Origin of the sequence: Nitrospirillum amazonense (assembly GCF_007828045.1) — a bacterium.
In the GTDB taxonomy this organism is placed as follows: domain Bacteria; phylum Pseudomonadota; class Alphaproteobacteria; order Azospirillales; family Azospirillaceae; genus Nitrospirillum; species Nitrospirillum amazonense_C.
This window is the reverse complement of record NZ_VITN01000029.1, coordinates 48,531-65,913: the sequence shown is the minus strand read 5'-3', so window position 1 is coordinate 65,913 and position 17,383 is coordinate 48,531. Positions and strand designations below refer to the sequence as shown.

16 protein-coding genes are annotated in these 17,383 nt (G+C 68.0%); 8 read left to right on the top strand and 8 right to left on the bottom strand.

The genetic code is table 11. From position 1 onward, the window contains the following. The first annotated feature begins 433 nt into the window (after positions 1-433). From FBZ89_RS27685 to FBZ89_RS31260, 4 genes are all read left to right on the top strand, one after another. Positions 434-2,515, top strand: a complete 2,082-nt coding sequence (locus FBZ89_RS27685) for a carbon starvation CstA family protein (RefSeq protein ID WP_145754039.1) — start codon at positions 434-436, stop codon at positions 2,513-2,515. Further along, positions 2,515-2,709 (top strand): YbdD/YjiX family protein, encoded by a 195-nt coding sequence (locus FBZ89_RS27680; RefSeq protein ID WP_145754037.1) that lies wholly within the window; start codon positions 2,515-2,517, stop codon positions 2,707-2,709. Before FBZ89_RS27685 ends, FBZ89_RS27680 begins: the two co-directional genes overlap by 1 nt. 91 nt (positions 2,710-2,800) lie before the next feature. Continuing rightward, the gene (locus tag FBZ89_RS27675; RefSeq protein WP_145754036.1) at positions 2,801-3,586 is read left to right on the top strand and encodes an exodeoxyribonuclease III; all 786 of its coding nucleotides are present in this window, start codon (positions 2,801-2,803) and stop codon (positions 3,584-3,586) included. Positions 3,587-3,783: 197 nt separating this feature from the next. After that, positions 3,784-4,572 (top strand): MerR family transcriptional regulator, encoded by a 789-nt coding sequence (locus FBZ89_RS31260; protein WP_211115379.1) that lies wholly within the window; start codon positions 3,784-3,786, stop codon positions 4,570-4,572. An 83-nt stretch (positions 4,573-4,655) separates the two neighbouring features. On the opposite strand, the gene FBZ89_RS27665 is transcribed toward FBZ89_RS31260, so the two are convergent. The 4 genes from FBZ89_RS27665 to FBZ89_RS27655 form a co-directional block, all read right to left on the bottom strand. Continuing rightward, on the bottom strand, positions 4,656-6,209 hold the full coding sequence (locus tag FBZ89_RS27665; protein ID WP_050898510.1) for an efflux transporter outer membrane subunit: 1,554 nt from the start codon (positions 6,207-6,209) through the stop codon (positions 4,656-4,658). A gap of 256 nt (positions 6,210-6,465) precedes the next feature. Further along, complete coding sequence (locus FBZ89_RS27660) at positions 6,466-7,761, bottom strand: Bcr/CflA family multidrug efflux MFS transporter (protein ID WP_281292053.1); 1,296 nt, start codon at positions 7,759-7,761, stop codon at positions 6,466-6,468. Between the two features lie 234 nt (positions 7,762-7,995). Continuing rightward, the gene (locus FBZ89_RS31060) at positions 7,996-8,133 is read right to left on the bottom strand and encodes a hypothetical protein (protein ID WP_157999424.1); all 138 of its coding nucleotides are present in this window, start codon (positions 8,131-8,133) and stop codon (positions 7,996-7,998) included. Positions 8,134-8,396: 263 nt separating this feature from the next. Further along, positions 8,397-8,786 carry a hypothetical protein gene (locus FBZ89_RS27655; RefSeq protein WP_211115378.1) on the bottom strand — a complete coding sequence of 130 codons (390 nt, stop codon included), beginning with the start codon at positions 8,784-8,786 and terminating at the stop codon, positions 8,397-8,399. A gap of 386 nt (positions 8,787-9,172) precedes the next feature. On the opposite strand from FBZ89_RS27655, the gene FBZ89_RS27650 reads away from it, so the two are divergent. After that, on the top strand, positions 9,173-9,652 hold the full coding sequence (locus tag FBZ89_RS27650; protein WP_145754032.1) for a YchJ family protein: 480 nt from the start codon (positions 9,173-9,175) through the stop codon (positions 9,650-9,652). A gap of 209 nt (positions 9,653-9,861) precedes the next feature. On the opposite strand, the gene FBZ89_RS27645 is transcribed toward FBZ89_RS27650, so the two are convergent. Then, complete coding sequence (locus tag FBZ89_RS27645; RefSeq protein ID WP_145754031.1) at positions 9,862-10,806, bottom strand: phytanoyl-CoA dioxygenase family protein; 945 nt, start codon at positions 10,804-10,806, stop codon at positions 9,862-9,864. 41 nt (positions 10,807-10,847) lie between these two features. After that, complete coding sequence (locus tag FBZ89_RS27640; protein WP_211115377.1) at positions 10,848-12,164, bottom strand: metal-dependent hydrolase family protein; 1,317 nt, start codon at positions 12,162-12,164, stop codon at positions 10,848-10,850. A 189-nt stretch (positions 12,165-12,353) separates the two neighbouring features. Here FBZ89_RS27640 and FBZ89_RS27635 point away from each other — a divergent pair, with 189 nt between their 5' ends. Beyond that, positions 12,354-12,884, top strand: coding sequence for a GNAT family N-acetyltransferase (locus FBZ89_RS27635; protein ID WP_145754027.1), 531 nt, complete (start codon positions 12,354-12,356; stop codon positions 12,882-12,884). A 40-nt stretch (positions 12,885-12,924) separates the two neighbouring features. Beyond that, positions 12,925-13,569 (top strand): hypothetical protein, encoded by a 645-nt coding sequence (locus tag FBZ89_RS31755; RefSeq protein WP_246172751.1) that lies wholly within the window; start codon positions 12,925-12,927, stop codon positions 13,567-13,569. 18 nt (positions 13,570-13,587) lie between these two features. Here FBZ89_RS31755 and FBZ89_RS27620 read toward each other — a convergent pair whose 3' ends face one another. Both FBZ89_RS27620 and FBZ89_RS27615 read right to left on the bottom strand, forming a co-directional pair. Continuing rightward, positions 13,588-14,109, bottom strand: a complete 522-nt coding sequence (locus FBZ89_RS27620) for a hypothetical protein (protein ID WP_145754022.1) — start codon at positions 14,107-14,109, stop codon at positions 13,588-13,590. Positions 14,110-14,225: 116 nt separating this feature from the next. Next, positions 14,226-15,668: a helix-turn-helix domain-containing protein gene (locus FBZ89_RS27615; RefSeq protein ID WP_145754020.1), complete on the bottom strand. Its 1,443-nt coding sequence runs from the start codon at positions 15,666-15,668 to the stop codon at positions 14,226-14,228. A gap of 362 nt (positions 15,669-16,030) precedes the next feature. Between FBZ89_RS27615 and aceA the strand changes: the two genes are divergently transcribed. Beyond that, positions 16,031-17,320: an isocitrate lyase gene (gene aceA, locus FBZ89_RS27610; protein ID WP_145754018.1), complete on the top strand. Its 1,290-nt coding sequence runs from the start codon at positions 16,031-16,033 to the stop codon at positions 17,318-17,320. The last annotated feature ends 63 nt before the right edge of the window (positions 17,321-17,383 follow it).

Below are 17,383 nucleotides of genomic sequence, written 5' to 3'. Positions count from 1 at the left end.
ACCAGGGTCCGTAGAGGACTTCCACCTCCAAGTCACAAGCCGGTTACCAACCCGGCTCTCGGTGCTTACGCACCTCGCGCCATGCCTGGCGCACCCATAAAAAACCCCGGCTGCCGGAAGGCGCCGGGGTCGAGTTTTTAGAAGGGAGGAAAACGCAACCAAGTTGCACCCCTGTTATCGCGCAAAACTATGAATAATTCCTTTACCGCACCGCACATCGAACCCTAGGCATCACCCTCGGCGGAGGTGGGCGCCACCCCTGTCCAAGCGGTAAACGATCCTGTAATATCAACGTGATCAGCCCTGGCGCGGCAATGACAAGGCCAGCCCTGGACCATCGCCGCAGACCCGGCGGACGGGCCGAGGGTAAAGAGAATTCGAGGTACCCCCTGCGGCCGGGGCTGGGGTGCGGGATTTCTTGGGAGGAAACGGAATGAATGGAACCGCCGGACGGCTCGTCTGGCTGATTGTGGCGCTTGTCGGCGCCGCGTCGCTGGGCGTCGTCGCGCTGTCGCGCGGCGAAACCGTCAACGCGCTATGGGTGGTTGTGGCGGCCTTGTGCACCTACACCATCGCCTATCGCTTCTACAGCCTGTACATCGCCAACACCGCCCTGAAGCTGGACGGCGGGCGCCTGACGCCGGCCATGCGGCACAATGACGGCCTGGATTACGTGCCCACGGACAAGTGGGTGCTGTTCGGCCACCACTTCGCCGCCATCGCCGGCGCCGGCCCGCTGGTGGGCCCCGTGCTGGCGGCGCAGATGGGCTACCTGCCCGGCACGTTGTGGATCCTGATCGGCGTGGTGTTCGCCGGCGCCGTTCAGGACTTCATCATCCTGTTCGCCTCCACCCGCCGCGACGGCCGGTCGCTGGGCGACATGATCAAGTCCGAGATGGGCACGGTGCCGGGCGTCATCGCCCTGTTCGGCGTGCTGCTCATCATGATCATCCTGCTGGCCGTGCTGGCGCTGATCGTGGTCAAGGCCCTGGCCGGCAGCCCCTGGGGCACCTTCACCGTCTTCGCCACCATGCCCATCGCCGTGCTGATGGGCATCTACGGCCGCTTCATCCGCCCCGGCCGCGTGGGCGAGATGTCGGCCATCGGCCTGGTCCTGCTGCTGCTGGGCATCATGGGCGGCCAGTGGGTGGCCGAGGATCCCGCCTGGGCCGCCGCCTTCACCTTCAAGGGTGAGACGCTGGCCCTGATGCTGATCGCCTACGGCTTCATCGCCTCGGTGCTGCCGGTGTGGCTGCTGCTGGCGCCGCGCGACTACCTGTCGACCTTCCTGAAAATCGGCACCATCATCGCGCTGGCGGTGGGCATCCTGATCGTCATGCCCGACCTGCACATGCCGGCCGTCAGCCGCTTCGTCGACGGCAGCGGCCCGGTCTTCTCCGGCCAGCTGTTCCCCTTCCTGTTCATCACCATCGCCTGCGGCTCGGTCTCGGGCTTCCACGCCCTGATCTCCTCGGGCACCACGCCCAAGATGCTGGAGACGGAAGCCCAGGCCCGCATGATCGGCTATGGCGCCATGCTGGCCGAAAGCTTCGTCGCCATCATGGCCCTGATCGCCGCCTGCGTGCTGCACCCCGGCGTCTATTTCGCCATGAACACCCCGGCCGGCGTCATCGGCACCACGGTGGACCAGGCGGCCCAGGTGGTGGGCAACTGGGGCTTCGCCATCACGCCCGACGAATTGGCCCAGGTGGCCAAGAACGTGGGCGAGACGACCATCCTCAGCCGCGCGGGCGGCGCCCCCACGCTGGCCGTGGGCATGTCGACCATCCTGTCCAGCCTGGTCGGCGGCCAGTCCATGACCGCCTTCTGGTATCACTTCGCCATCCTGTTCGAGGCCCTGTTCATCCTGACCACGGTCGACGCCGGCACCCGCGTCGCCCGCTTCATGATCCAGGATCTGCTGGGCACGGCGGTGCCCGCCCTGCGCGTGACCCAGAGCTGGGGCGCCAACCTGCTGGCCACGGCCATCGCCGTCGCCGGCTGGGGCTATTTCCTGTACCAGGGCGTGGTCGACCCGCTGGGCGGCATCAACACGCTGTGGCCCTTGTTCGGCATCTCCAACCAGATGCTGGCGGCCATCGCCCTGATGCTGGGCACGGTCATCCTGTTCAAGATGAAGCGGGAGAAGTTCGCCTGGATCACCATCCTGCCCACCACCTGGCTGGCCATCTGCACGCTGACCGCCGGCTGGCAGAAGCTGTTCGATGACAACCCGGCCGTGGGCTTCCTGGCGCACGCCAAGAAATTCTCCACCGCGCTGGCTGACGGCAAGGTGCTGGCCCCGGCCAAGACGACGGAGGCCATGGCCCGGGTCATCACCAACGACTATGTCGACGCCACCCTGTGCGGCCTGTTCATGGCCGTGGTCGTGTCCATGCTGGTGTTCGGCATCCTGAACATCCGCAAGGCCCTGGCCAATCCGCGCGCCACGGCGCACGAGGTCGACGCCGTGTCCCTCGGGGGTGGCGCCGCCGTCGCCGCCGGGGACGACTGATGTCGGCGCAGGCCCTTCCCTTCGCCAGGCTGGTGGCCCGCATGGCCAACCTGATGGTGGGGCTGCCGGATTACGACAGCTATGTCGAGCACCGGCGCCTCAACCATCCGGACCAGCCCGTCATGTCGCGGGAGGCGTTCTTCCGCGAGCGGCAGGAGGCGCGCTACAGCGGCAAGGTCGGCCGTTGTTGCTGAACCCGTCCGATTTGTTTACCGAGAGGGGGGCCCAGGCGGCCCCCTTCTTTTTGCCCGCCCTTCCCTTCTGGTCCCTGACGAAAGCCCCAGCATGCGTATCATCTCCGCCAACCTGAACGGCATCCGCTCCGCCACCACCAAGGGCTTCTTCGAATGGATGGCGGCCCAGGACGCCGACATCGTCTGCGTGCAGGAGCTGAAGGCCCAGGCTGAGGACATGACGCCCCCGATGCTGGCGCCCGGCGACGCCGCCGGCGCCACCTATCACGGCTATTTCCAGTACGCGGAGAAGAAGGGCTACAGCGGCGTCGGCGTCTACAGCCGCAAGGCGCCGGACCAGGTGATCATCGGCCTGGGGCATGAGGACATCGACGCCGAGGGCCGCTATGTCGAGGCGGTGTTCGGCGACCTGTCCGTCGTCTCCGTCTACCTGCCCTCCGGTTCCAGCGGGGAGCACCGGCAGGCCGCCAAGTTCGCCTTCATGGACCGCTTCCTGCCCCACATGGCCGCCCTGGCCCAGGCCGGCCGCCAGGTCATCATCTGCGGCGACTGGAACATCGCCCACAAGGAAATCGACCTGAAGAACTGGAAGGGCAACCTGAAGAACTCCGGCTTCCTGCCGGAGGAGCGCGCCTGGCTGTCCCGACTGTTCGACGAGCAGGGCTGGGTCGACGTCTATCGCCGGCTGTACCCCGAGGCGGGGGAGGAGGGCTACACATGGTGGTCCAACCGGGGCCAGGCCTGGGCCAAGAACGTGGGCTGGCGCATCGACTACCAGATCGCCACGCCGGGCGTCGCCGCCACCGCCCAGCGGGCCGCCATCTACAAGGACCAGCGCTTCAGCGACCACGCGCCGCTGACGGTGGATTATCTTTAAGTTTTTGCTCAAACGCCGGCAGGCGCATCCGCGCCTTTGGCTTATCCTCGTTCCGCCCTGCGGTGCTCACTGCGGGGCCGGCGGTCGCCGGCCTTTGGACGGACGAAAAAACCTCTTGAGCCGGACCCTGGGTCATACCCGCACCGTCCCTTATCGACGATGATCGGGGACGAACGGTGCTTACAAGAGTGGGCGGCATGGCCGGGAAACGGATGGCGGAACCGGTGTTGACGGCGGCGGAAGCGGCCGAGCGCACCGGGCTGACCGTCCGGGCGCTGCGGGTCTATGAAGCGCGGGGACTGCTGGACCCGCCACGCACCGACAAGGGCTGGCGGCTGTACGGCCCGCGGGAGTTCCAACGCCTGGGCATGATCCAGGCGCTGAAGTCCCTGGGCCTGTCGCTGGCCGAGATCGCCCGGGTCCTGGCTGGCGACACCCCGTCCCTGCGGCGCGTGCTGGAGGTGCAGGCCGCCCTCTGGCGCGGGCGGCTGGCGGCGGCCCAGGCCTCCCTGGACCTGGTGGAACAGGCCCTGGCCCGCACGGACATGTCCCGCCCCGGCACCACCCCGATCTCCGTCGATGATCTGTGCACCTTGATTCGGAGATTGGACATGAACACGATGCCTGAAACCCTGCGCACCGTCCTGGCCGAGGACTATACGGCCGAGGAACGCGCCACCCTGATGACACCTCGAGGCAGTGAGGCGGCGGCGGCCGAGGGTGCCCGTGCCTGGACGGCGTTGATCGCCGACATCCAGGCCCTGCGCCAAGCCGGCGTGCCGGCCAGCGACGCCCGCGCGCAAGAGGCCGCCCGGCGCTGGCAAGGCCTGGTCACCGCCTTCACCCAGGGCGACGGGGCGGTGGCGCAGCGCACCGCCGGCCTGTGGCAGAAGGCGCTAGACCGCGACCCGCAAGGCCAGGGCCTGCCCTTCGACCAAGGCCTATGGGACTACGTGGCCGCAGCCACCAAAGCGACCCAGGCGTAGGCGCATAAGAAAACCCGCCCGAGCCAGCGCCCGGGCGGGTTTTCCCTGAGATTAAGCGAAATGGAAGATCAAGCGGCCCGGGATCAGCGCGCGGCCTTGGCCTGCGACAGGAAGCTGCTGCCGTCGTCCTGCCAGCCGCCGCCCAGCGCCTTGAACAGGCTGACGCTGGCCTGCACCCGCGACAGCTTCACCTGGGCCAGGGTGTCCTGGGTGGACAGCAGCGTGCGCTGGGTGTCCAGCAGGGTCTGCAGGTCGGTCAGGCCGCCGCGGTAGCGATCCTCGGCCAGCTCGAAGGCCCGCTGGCTCTGGGCCACGGCGTCCTTCTGCAGGCCGTACTGGTCCTGATAACGGTCGATGGAGTAGACGGCGCTTTCCACATCGGACAGCGCGGACAGCGCGGCCTTGCGGTAATCCTCCGCCAGCTCACGGTGCCGGCCCTCGGCCTGGTGCACCTGGCCCTCCAGGCGGCCACCGGAGAACAGGCTCTGCGCGATCTCGCCGCCCAGGCTGAACAGCAGGGTAGGGGCGTTCACCAGGTGGGCCAGGGTCGCCGCCTCGACGCCCGTACTGGCGTTCAGGGTGACGGACGGCAGCATCTGGGTGCGCGCCACCTTGATGTCGGCGCCGGCGGCCGCCAGCTGCGCCTCGGCGAAACGGATGTCGGGGCGGCGGGTCAGCAGTTCGGCCGGCACGCCGGTGCCCAGCGCCGGCGGCTGCACATCGGCCAGGCCCTTGGCCTGCACCGTGAAGCCCTCTGGCGCACGGCCCAGCAGGATGGCCAGGGCGTTCAGCTGGGTGCGTTCCTGCTGCTCCAGGGCCGGGACGGCGGCGCGCTGGGTGGCGACGATGGAGCGCTGCTGCACCAGGTCCAGCTGGCTGTCGGCGCCAGCCTGCACGCGAGCGTCGATCAGGGACAGCACATGCTCGGCGTTTTCCAGGTTGCCGCGCGCCACCGCCAGGCGGTCACGGATCGCCAGGATCTGGAAGTAGGTCGCGGCCACGTTGCTGCTGAGCGACAGGGCCACCGTCTCGCTGTCGAAACGGCTGGCGTCCAGGCTGAACTGGGCGCTGTCGCGGGTGGCGCGGTTCTTGCCCCAGAAGTCGATCTCATAGCTGGCGGACAGCGAGGCCTGGTGCACATTGCCGGCATAGTCGTTCAGCGGCACGGCGCCATTCAGGCCGGCGGCGGCCGAGCCCTTGATGTTGCGGCTGCCGGAGCGGGTGCTGCTGAGCCCCAGCTGCACGCTGGGCCACAGCGAGGCGCCGGAGATTTCCGCCTGGGCCTCGGCCTGGGCGATGCGGGCGGCGGCGGCGCCCAGGTCGGGGTTGTCGGCGCGGGCCTGGGCCAGCAGCTGGGTCAGTTCCGGCGAGTTGAAGCCCGACCACCAATCGGTTGTCGGCCAGGCGGCGGCGTCGGTGGTGACGGCAACCGTCTGGGTGGTGCCGTCCTTCGCACCGCCCTGGGTGGAGGTAGCATCCCAGTGGGACGGCATCACCAGGGACTTGGCCGGGTCGGCCGGGGTTTCCCCGTCCAGCGCACAGGCCGCCAGCATCAGCGGCAGGAAGGCGACGGCCAGACGGCGGGTGGCGAGGCGGCGGAACCAGGAGGTGGAAGCAAGGGTACGCGACGTGGACATCGTGGAAACCTTCGATCCGGCAAAACGGTTTCGTGCCCCTCGCGCGCGGGACCGGCGCAGGGGCTGGGCAGACAGGACGCGTGTCAGAGGGAAGCGGCGTGCGCCAGGCCGATCGGGTTGGCCCCCCGCCCCTGCCCGACACACCCGATCCGGTGCAATCGTGCCGTTGTTTAAGGCAAACCCCGGTCGCGTCTCAGTGACGCGGCGCACATGGATTGACGCGGGCGCACAATAGTGGCGCATGCCACTGTTGCGTTCAGCGGATCAGCAGGCGGTTGAAGGTGAAACCCAGCAGACCCACGCCGCCGATGATGGCGGCCATGGGCCAGGGCGTGCCATCGGCCAGCCAGCCCACCAGGGTGCCGACCACGGCGCCGGTGACGAACTGGGTCGAGCCCATGAGGGCCGAGGCGGTGCCTGCCATGTGGGGGTAGGAGGCCAAGGCGCCCGCCGTGGCGTTGGCACCGATCAGGCCGGTGAAGGCCATGAACAGGAACAGCCCGGCGACGATGCCCCACAGGCCGGCCGCGCCGGTCCAGCCGGCCTCAAACCACCCAACCGCGGCCAACCCGATGCCGAACACGGCGATGCACGTGGCGCCCCAGGCCAGCAGGCGATCCGTGCCCAAGCGCAGCACCAGCCGGCTATTGATCATGTTGACGATGATCATGCCGACGATGTTGAGGCCGAACAGCAGGCCGTACAGGTTGGCCGGCACGTGGAAATAGTCGATGTACACGAAGGGCGTGCCGGCGATGTAGGCGAACATGCCGCCATAGATCATCGCGGACGTCAGGGCGTAGCCCAGGAAACGGCCGCTGACCATCAGCTGGCCATAGCTGCGCAGCTGGGCCAGCCCGTTGGAGCGCGCCCGCAAGGCCGGGTTCAGGGTTTCCCGCTGGCTGATCAGGCCGGCCATGGCCACCAGGCCGAAGCCCGCCTGCACCCAGAAGATGGCGCGCCAGTCCAGATAGGCCAGCACCTGGCCGCCCAGCAGCGGGGCGGCCATGGGGGCGATGCCCATGACCAGCATCATCATGGAGAAGACGCTGGCGGCGCGGTCGCGGTCGAACACGTCGCGCACCATGGCGCGGGCGAGGACCGGCGCGGCGCCGGCGCCCGCCGCCTGGATGGCGCGGCACAGGCTGAGGGTGGCGATGTCCCGCGCGGCGGCGCAGCCGGCGCTGCCCGCCAGATACAGCAGGATACCCACCAGGATGGGCCCGCGGCGGCCGAAGCGGTCGCCCAAAGGCCCCCAGAACAGCTGGCACAGGCCGAAGGCCAGGAAGAAGGCGGTCAGCGACGATTCGACGCCGGCCTGGGTGACCCCCAGATCCCGGGCGATCTGCGGCATGGCCGGCAGGTACATATCGACCGACATGGAGCCGAAGGACATCAACATGGCCAGCATGGCGACGAAGCCCACGCCGCGCTGGGTCAGCAGCCCGGAACCCCGGCGCCCGCCCGCATCCACAGCCCCCGCAACCGCGGAGGCCCCCATCGACGCGCCACCGGCGATCACCGATCCCGAGGCCACCTGTTCCACCGCCACCTTCAGCTCCTTGAGCGGTGCGCCCGCCCCCAACCACGCACATTGAGCATGTGCAACAATGATGGCCACAGCCGGGCCGCCAACCAATCCGGCCTTTGTGCGGATCAGCCCCGCGCCGGACGATGGGCGGCGGCGGCGCCCTTTTTCCAAAAGAAAAGCCGGGGGCCCCGGTCCCCCGGGCGCCTCCGGCCTTTCGCGATCCCACCCGGCGCCCGACGTCGGCGCCTGATGAGCTTAGTAATGGTCGTAATAGTCGTGGTGCCAATAGTGGTGGTGATAAGGACGTTCCTCAATCACGCAGCCGGACAGTCCGGCCAGCACCATCCCGGCCAGGACCAGCCGGGTCAGAATGGAACGGGATCGATCAGACATCATTTCTCTCCGGACTATCAGGCCGCGCCTTGGGAGGGCGCCTTGGGGGCGCGTCCCATTGGGCTATCGGCATGAGAGAAATCTGGCAGCCAAATGCGACAACAAGACGGCGGCTGCTGGGCATGATCGGGTTGATGCCGTGGCACGCTGACGCAGGGAAATAGCCCCCGAAGAGCGCAGCGAAACGCCCGGCCCATCGCTGGACCGGGCGCCTGGCGAACCTGCCAATGCCTTATGCCGATGCGTCACGCCCGGGGACGGGTTTAGTGATGAACGAACCCGCCGCCGTGCCCGCCCCAATGACCACCGCCCCAGTGGCCGCCCCCCCAGTGGCCGCCCCAGTGGCCGCCCGACCAGCCACCGTAGTGGCCATGCCAATAACCACGGCCCCAGCCGTAATACGGGTAGTAGCCGCCGATGCCGACGTAATAGGGATAGGCGCCGTAATAGCCGTAGCCGTCGTAGTAGGGGTAGGTGGAGTAGGCGTAGGGGCCCGAATAGGCCGGCGTGGCGTAGTAGCCATCGGCCACGCAGCCCGACAGGGCCAGAAGCGCAGCACCCGCCGCCAAGCCTTTCAACGCCAGGAAGGACCAGCGGCGTTTCGGGGCCGTGGATAGACCCGTCGTCAGCGCGGTTTTGCCAGGCAAGGACATGGTTCGTGCACTCCCTGAGGGGACCGTGCGGCGGGCGAGGATGGGGTCGGCCTTGGGATCGGCGGTGGTCGGCCCCGGCATGCGACCCGGGCACACATCCTGTTACACCAAGCAAATGAGCGCTCGCCCCCGCCGCCGCAAGGCCCCGGCGCCGCAAGGCTGGCGTGCCGCCCATGCGCGCAGGGTTCCGGCCGATGGTCGCCCGCCGCCGGTGGCGGGAAAGCGGTGGCGGGAAAGCGGTGGCGGGAAAGCGGGGGCGGGAAAGCGGGGGCGGGAAAGCGGGGGCGGGAAAGCGGGGGTGCGGCCTGCGCACTGGTGTCCGGCGGCGGTTTGCGGTATCTGGCAGCACAGACACCCCTTCTTTCAGCCCTTGAGACATCACGACGATGAGCCAGTGCCATTGCGGCAGCGCCCGCGCCTATGAAGATTGCTGCGGCCCCTATCACGCGGGCACCGCCCTGCCGCCCACGGCCGAGGCGCTGATGCGCTCGCGCTATTCCGCCTTCATCGTGCAGAACGTCGATTATCTGCAGAGCACTCTGCTGCCGGAGACGGCGGAGGACTTCAACCGCGAAGAGACCGAGCAGTGGGCCCGCGACAGCAAGTGGCAGGGCCTGGAGGTCCGCTGGACCGAGGCCGGCGGCCCCGAGGACGACACCGGCAAGGTGGAGTTCGTCGCCCGCTTCAACTTCGAGGGCAAGGACTACCTGCACCACGAGACCAGCCGCTTCGAGAAGCGCGACGGCCGCTGGTACTATGTCGACGGCGCCATGGGCCCGCGCCCGCGCACGGCGGACAAGGTCGGCCGCAACGACCCCTGCCCCTGCGGCAGCGGCAAGAAATACAAAAAGTGCCACGGGGCTTAATTTTAAGATCCCCTCAATCGCCGGGCGGCCACATCCGTGGCCTTGTGTCTTCCAAATCTGCTTAGAATGGCTGTCACGGGCTACAGCGGCATAAGCCAGGCGCTTATGCCGCCGGGAGGGCACCTCACAGGAAAACCCCGCCAGGTTCAGTCCGGCGGGGTTTTCCTTTGACTGATCGCATCCTGTGGGGCGACGCGCGGCGGAGGCCCTCAGCGCCGCTTCATCACCCGCCGGTTCACGTCCGGGTCGAAATGGCTGTCGCGGGGCAGCCAGGGCAGGCGCGGGGTGTGGGGGGAGGAGTGGACGTTGTACTGGGCCGTCAGGATCAGGCGACGGCCGGCACGGGGCAGCTGTCCCTTATGGAAGCCGAAGGTGTCGGCCAGGAAGCGGGTGCCGGCCGCCCCGGTCACGGTCGCCACCTTGTCGGCGCCGAAGACGCGGTGCACCACCTCGTCCGACAGGGCCTTGCCCACCGCCAGGCGGGGGTCGCGGTGGCTGCCCCGCACGTAGACATGGGGGCCGTCCTCCTCCCCCACGTCGGTCAGGTAGAAGAACAGCTTGAAGCCCTTCAGCGCGTCCCAGTCGCGATGATAGCGCTGGGTGCCCTTGGCCGCCGGGCGCCCGCCGTAGGACCACCAGCAGCCGATGTTGTCCAGCACCGGCTTGCAGCCCAGGTACAGCTCCGCCACATCCAGGATGGTGGGGTCGTTCAGCAGCGCCAGCACATGGGGGGCGGCCAGGATGTCCTGCGCCGCGTAATAGCCCATGTTGGTCTCATCGCTGGCCGGCTGGTCCCAGGGAAAGGCCCCCAGGTGGGGCCGGAACGGGTCGCTGCACGGCACGCCCTGGAAATAGGCGCGGATCTCGGCCGCCACCTCGCCATCCAGGGCCGGCAGGGGCACCAGGCCCTGCCAGGCCAGGTCGCGCGCCCAGGACCGGGCCTGGTTGGTGGGGCGGGGCCACAGCGTTTTGGGCTGGAAAAAGGCGACGATGGCGGCGGCGATGTCGCGGGCCCGGGGCGTCCAGACCAGGGGCAGCAGGTCATAGACCGCCAGCCGCCGGTCGGTCTGCGCCCGCTCCAGGAAGACGCGCCAGGAGGGGATGCGGGTGCGCCAGCGCTCCACCAGACCGATGTCGCCCTCCCGTGGTCCCATCACCGCTCGTTCCCCCCTTCGCCGTCTGATCCCGCCCGCCGTCAGGGCAGCGGGACCGGGTGGCCATCGGCCTTGTAAACCACGCCCCCCTTCATGACAAACCGCACCTGTTCCATCAACTCCAGATGGCTCAGCGGGTCGCCGGCCACGGCGATCAGGTCGGCGTAGCGGCCCGGCTGCACCGTGCCGATGCGGTCGGTGGCGCCGATCAGGTCGGCGGCGTTGCGGGTGGCGAAGGCCAGGGCGTCGGCCGGGGTCACGCCCGCCTCGGCCAGCAGGGCGAATTCGCGGGCGTGGTCGCCCTCGCCGATGTCGGTGCCGTAGGCGATCTTCACCCCCGCCTTGTAGGCCAGCGGCAGGTTGCGCTTCGGTATGGCGTCGTTGGCCAGTTCCTTTTCCGCCGTCCCCGGCGGCAGCAGCTCCGGATGTTCCTGCGCCGCCTTCATGTAGACGTCATAGACGGTCAGCGTCGGCACCAGGTAGGTGCCGTGGGCCTTCATGGCCTTCACCGCGTCGGCATCCGCGAAGGAGCCGTGCTCGATGGAATCGACGCCGGCGTTCACCGTGTTGATGATGGCCTGGGCCGGATAGGTGTGGGCCGCCACCTTCATGCCCAGCGCGTGCGCCGTGTCGATGGCGGCCTTGATCTCCTCATTCGTCATCAGCTGGGCGCGGGGGTCGTCACCGGTGCTGGCGATCCCACCCGATGGCATGATCTTGATGACGTCGGCGCCGCGCTTGTGATGCTCCCGCACCCGCAGGCGGGCCATGTCCGGCGTGTCAACGATGCCGTTCTGCCAGTCGGGATGGTGCAGGCGGGAGTCGAAACCGTTGGACGGGTCGCCATGGCCGCCGGTGGGGCCCAGCGGCTCCAGCGACACCCACAGGCGTGGGCCCGGCACCTTGCCCTCGTTGATGGCGTTGCGCAGCGATACCGTGTCGTCCCCGCCGCCCACGTCGCGCGCGCTGGTGAAGCCCTGCAGCAGCATGGCGCGGGCGAAGATGGCGCCGTCCAGCACCGCGTCCACGGCGGTGTGGGTCATCATGTCCTCCACCGCGTTGGCCTGGCTGGGCAGCTTGGACGAGATGTGGACGTGGCAGTCGATCAGACCCGGCAGCACCGTCTGGTCCTTCAGATCGACGACCGTGGCGCCGGGATGGGCGACGTAACCGGCCTCCACCGCCGCCACCTTGCCCTCGCGCACCACGATGGTGACCTGGCGGCGGGGGGTGAAGGTGACGCCGTCGATCAGCGCCCCGGCATAGACCACGGTGTCATGCGGTGCCTCGGCCGCCCGCGCGTCCGCCATCATCGCCGTGGACGCCAGCAGCACCGCCACTGCGGCGCACGTCCCCATCAAGCCCCTCATCCCCACGCCCCTTCCGCCTGTGTCATGTCTTTGTGGAACCGCCCGTTTCGGCGGCGGCCCTTGGGCGCAACGGTATCCGCCCCGACCCCGGTCCGGCAACGGCCATTGCCAAAGAGGCCGGGTTCATGTGTTTTACCGGTGCCACCAAAGCGAGAGCCCGAGGTTCGTTCGACGCCCATGTCCGCCGCGCAGTCCCCCTTCGTGCACATCCGCGACGCCAACGCCGCCGACCTGCCGCGAATCGTGGCCATCCTGAACGAGGCCATCGTCCATACCACCGCGATCTGGAGCCTGGAGCCCACCTCGGTCACGGAGCGTGCCGCCTGGCTGGCCGACCGCCAGGCCAAGGGACACCCTGTGCTGGTGGCCACACCCGGCCCCGACGCGCCGCCGGGCGAGGTGCTGGGTTTCGCGACATATGGGGAGTTCCGCGCCCGCAGCGGCTATCAGCACACGGTGGAGAATTCGCTGTACGTGGATGAGGCGGCGCGGGGCCGGGGAATCGGTACCGCCCTGCTGTCCGCCCTGCTGGCGCGGGCGACGGCCGCGGGCCTGCATGTCATGATCGCGGGGATAGAGGCCAGCAACCTGACCAGCATCCGCCTGCACCAGCGCTATGGCTTCAGCGAGACCGGACGCCTGCCCCAGGTGGGGCGCAAGTTCGACCGCTGGTTGGATTTGGTGTTCCTGCAGAAAATCCTGAACTGACCCTTTCCCATTCCATCCTGACCAGACGCGAAACACGCCCATGGAAATCCACGCCCCGGAAAGCCCCATCCAATCCCTGAAGGACTTCGCCATCCATATTGGCGTGGTCACCGTCGGCATCCTGATCGCGCTGGGCCTGGAACAGGCGGTGGAGGCCTATCACCGCCATGAGCTGGCGCGGCAGGCGGTGGAAAGCTTCCATGCCGAGCTGGCGGAGAATCGCAAGGCGGTGCAGGAGGTCATGGCCGAGATTGCCGGGCACAACAGCCGGGCGGAGGAGGACATCGCCCTGCTGACCGCCTGGCAGCAGGGCAAGGGGGCTGCGGGCACGGAGCTGAAGTACCCCGGCATCCGCCTGGACCTGATGTCCAGCGCCAGCTGGGACGCCGCCATCGCCACCCAGGCCCTGGGCGAACTGCCCTACGACGCGGTGCGCCGCTACGCTGAGGCCTATGCTGGCTTCCGCCTGTTCACGGAGCAGGAAAAGGCGCAGTTGGCGGAATGGCAGGACATGCGCCTGTTCGGCATCGATCCCGCCCAGATGAACCCCACCCAGCGCCAGAGCTTGATCGAACGGCTGCGCCACTATCAGAACTACGTCATCGTCCTGACCATGGCCGGCAAGGGCGCCCTGGCGGCAGCCGACCGCGCGCTGGAGGCCCCCAAGGGCCCCAAGGGCAACTGATCTGGTGTTTGCTGTGGGTCAGGGCTGCCGCTTCAGCGCCAGCTTGAACATGGTGGACCAGCCGTCCTTGGTCTGGGCCTTGCTCCACGCCTCATAGGACTGGGGCTCGCCATCGGCGTCCCCTTGCGGGGTCCAGCGCACGCGGTAGGTCATGGCCTGGCCCTCCGCCACATACTGGGTGGCGGGGAAGACCAGGGCGCCGCCCTCGGCCGTCACCGTGCCATGGCTGACGCCGCCCTGGTTCTCGATGTAGAGGTATTCCACCCGCTTGGCCGCCGGGTCCCAATAGTAGGTCGTCTCGCCCACGTAATCGGGCTGGCCGGGCGTGCGCACCGTGTGGGTGTCGCGCAGGGCCTTGCCCTCGTACAGCCAGGCGAAGCAGTGGGTGTCGGTGCGCTGCTGCCCACCGGGAAATTCACCCTTCCAGCAGTGGCCGGCCAGGAAGGCCATGGGCTTCAGGCCCGGCGCCGGATCGGCGAATGCGGCCATCGACACGCCCGCGATGGCGCCCAAGGCCATACCCACCGCCAACCTGCGCATGATGCATTCCCCCACGACGGCCCTCCCCAGGACGGCCCGGCGCCACCCTGCCGCCTACGGCGTTAGGCGGCAAGGACGCAAGGGGATGGGATGGATGCCCGCCGTTAATATGACCATCAGCCGGTGGGTGGGCCGATGTAGCTGGACAGGCCGCGGATGTTCTCATCCACCACCAGGCGGTGGTTCAAGGGCGGGAAGGCCCGCTGCGTGCAATCCAGGCGCGGGCACAGGCGGCAGTTGGTGCCGACCGGTGTGGCCTGCGCGCCGGCCAGGTCGATGCCGTCGGCATAGATCAGCTGGTGCGCCTGCGTCGCCTCGCAGCCCAGGCTGAGGGCGAACTGGCGCGGCACGCTTTTCCACCCGCCCGCCTTGCTGAGGGTGCGGGCGATGGCGAAATAATTGATGCCGTCCGGCATGCGCATCAGCTGGGTCAGGATTTGGCCCGGGTTGCGGAAGGCCTGATGCACGGTCCAGCGCGGACAGCCGCCGCCGAAGCGCGCCATGTGGAAGCCGGGCACGGCGCTGAACCGCTTGGAGATGTTGCCCGCCGGATCCACCCGCACCAAAAAGAAGGGGACGCCCTTGGCCCCTGGTCGCTGCAAGGTCGTCAGCCGGTGGCAGACCTGTTCGAAGCTGGCGACGAAACGGTGCATCAGCACCTCGATGTCATAGCGGGCGGACTTCGCCGCCTCCAGGAAGCGGCCATAGGGCATCATGACGGCGGCGGCGAAGTAGCCGGCCAGGACGATGCGGGCCAGCTGGCGCGAATCCTCGCTGGCCATGGTGGCCTTTTCCACCGTGGCCGACAGCAGGTCGCGGTGACGCATCAGGGCCACCTGCACCGCCAGCTGAAAGGTGCGCCCCGCCGGCGGCAGCATTTCCGAGATCAGCACCCGCCGGGAATGGCGGTCATAGCGGCGCACCGTCTCGCCCATCACCTCCACCGGCATCAGCTTGACCGTCAGGCCGTGGGCCTTCTGCACGAAGCGGGCGAGGGAGCCATAGAGGTCGGCCGAATCCAGGTCACCATCGAACCACAGCGTTTCCGCCGCCAGCTCCAGCTCGGGAAAATGGTTGTTCTGGTCCTGGAAGAACTCTCCCACCTCATCCTGGGCGAACTGCTGGCCGGCCGCCTGGGGGTGCTGGCGGTCGCGGTCATCCACCTTTTCCGCCAGCGCCTGGATGTCCTCCCGCGCCTCCAGATAGGCGCGATAAAGGGTGACCACCGCCTGGCCCAGGCCGGGAGCGACCGCCGCCAACTCCTTCATGTCCTGATTCTTGATGTCGGTATGGTCGAACAGCGGGTCGGCGAACACCTCGCGCAGGCCCGCCACCAGCCGCACCTCGTCATCCTCGGCGAAGGTGGCGAGGTCCACGTCGAAGGTCTGGCCGATCTTCAGCAGCAACGCCACGGTCAGCGGCCGCTGATTCCCCTCGATCAGGTTCAGATAGGAGGGGGAGATCGCCAGCATCTCCGCCATCTGGGCCTGGGTCAGGTGCAGGTCGCGACGCAGGCGGCGCACCTTGTGGCCCAGCATCGCCTTCTTTTCCGCCGCCATCGCGCGCCACCCCTCCCATCCGGCCCCTGGGCGGCCTGTTCTACGGGGCCTTGGCCCCGCCGCCGCTTGGTTCCCACCCCTTCCGCACTGCGCCGGAAGGGTAAGTTAATTTACAAACTTTACAAGTTTTCACTTACCGACATTACAAGAGATTACATCATTACCACTTTTCAATCAAAGACTTATTGATCCAGTTTACCAAATCGCCAAGTCTAATGCAGTGCAGTGAACGCGACGGACGCAGTGCGAAACAGGCGAACGCCGGCGGTCACGGGAACATCATCAGGTCGGCCGGAACCATCATGGTTCCAACCTCGCTCAAAAGGCCGTCCGACGTCTTGAATGAAAGGAATTAGGCGATCATGGCTCCGCTGGATCAAGGCCCCACCCCCACCGACCTGAAGGCGCTGCATGCCCGCCGCTTCGACGGTATCAAGCGCGACTACACCATGGAGGACGTGAAGCGCCTGTCCGGCACGGTGAAGATCGAATATACCCTGGCCGAGCTGGGCGCCCGCCGCTTGTGGGAATTGCTGCACACCCGGCCCTACGTCCACAGCCTGGGCGCCTTCACCGGCAACCAGGCGGTGCAGATGGCCAAGGCCGGCCTGGAGGCGATCTACCTGTCCGGCTGGCAGGTCGCGGCCGATGCCAACCTGGCGGGCCAGATGTACCCGGACCAGAGCCTGTACCCGGCCAACTCGGTCCCCAGCGTCGTGAAGCGCATCAACAACGCCCTGCTGCGCGCCGACCAGATTTCCCATTCCGAAGGCAAGGACGACATCAACTGGATGGTGCCCATCGTCGCCGACGCCGAGGCCGGCTTCGGCGGTCCGCTGAACGCCCATGAGCTGATGAAGTCCATGATCGAGGCCGGGGCCGCCGCCGTCCATTTCGAGGACCAGCTGGCGTCGGAGAAGAAGTGCGGCCACCTGGGCGGCAAGGTGCTGATCCCCATCCAGCAGTTCATCCGCATCCTGAACGCCGCCCGCCTGGGCGCCGACGTCTCCGGCACCAGCACCCTGGTGGTGGCCCGCACGGATGCGGAAAGCGCGCAGCTGATCACGTCCGACGTGGATGAGCGCGACCATCCCTTCATCGACCGCAACGACCGCACGCCGGAAGGCTTCTTCCGCATCCGCAAGGGCATGGGCGTCGATTACTGCATCGCCCGCGGCCTGGCTTACGCTCCGTATGCCGACCTGCTGTGGTGGGAAACGTCCAAGCCCAACCTGGATGACGCCCGCCGCTTCGCCGAGGCCGTGCACAAGCAGTTCCCGGGCAAGCTGTTGGCCTACAACTGCTCGCCCAGCTTCAACTGGCGCGCCAACCTGGACGAGGCGACCATCGCCCGCTTCCAGCAGGAGCTGGGCGCCATGGGCTATAAGTTCCAGTTCATCACCCTGGCGGGCTTCCACTCGCTGAACTACGCCACCTTCGAGCTGGCGCGCGGCTACAAGGAGCGCGGCATGGCCGCCTTCTCCGAGCTGCAGCAGAAGGAATTCGCCGCCGTCGAGCAAGGCTTCACCGCGGTGAAGCACCAGCGCGAGGTGGGCACCGGCTACTTCGACGCCGTGTCCATGGCGATCACCGGCGGCACCAGCAGCACCACCGCCATGAAGGACTCGACCGAGACCGACCAGTTCCACTGATCGATCAAGGTTCCCGGAACGGGTGATCCCAGGGAAGGCCGACGCACCGTTCGCCTGGGATCA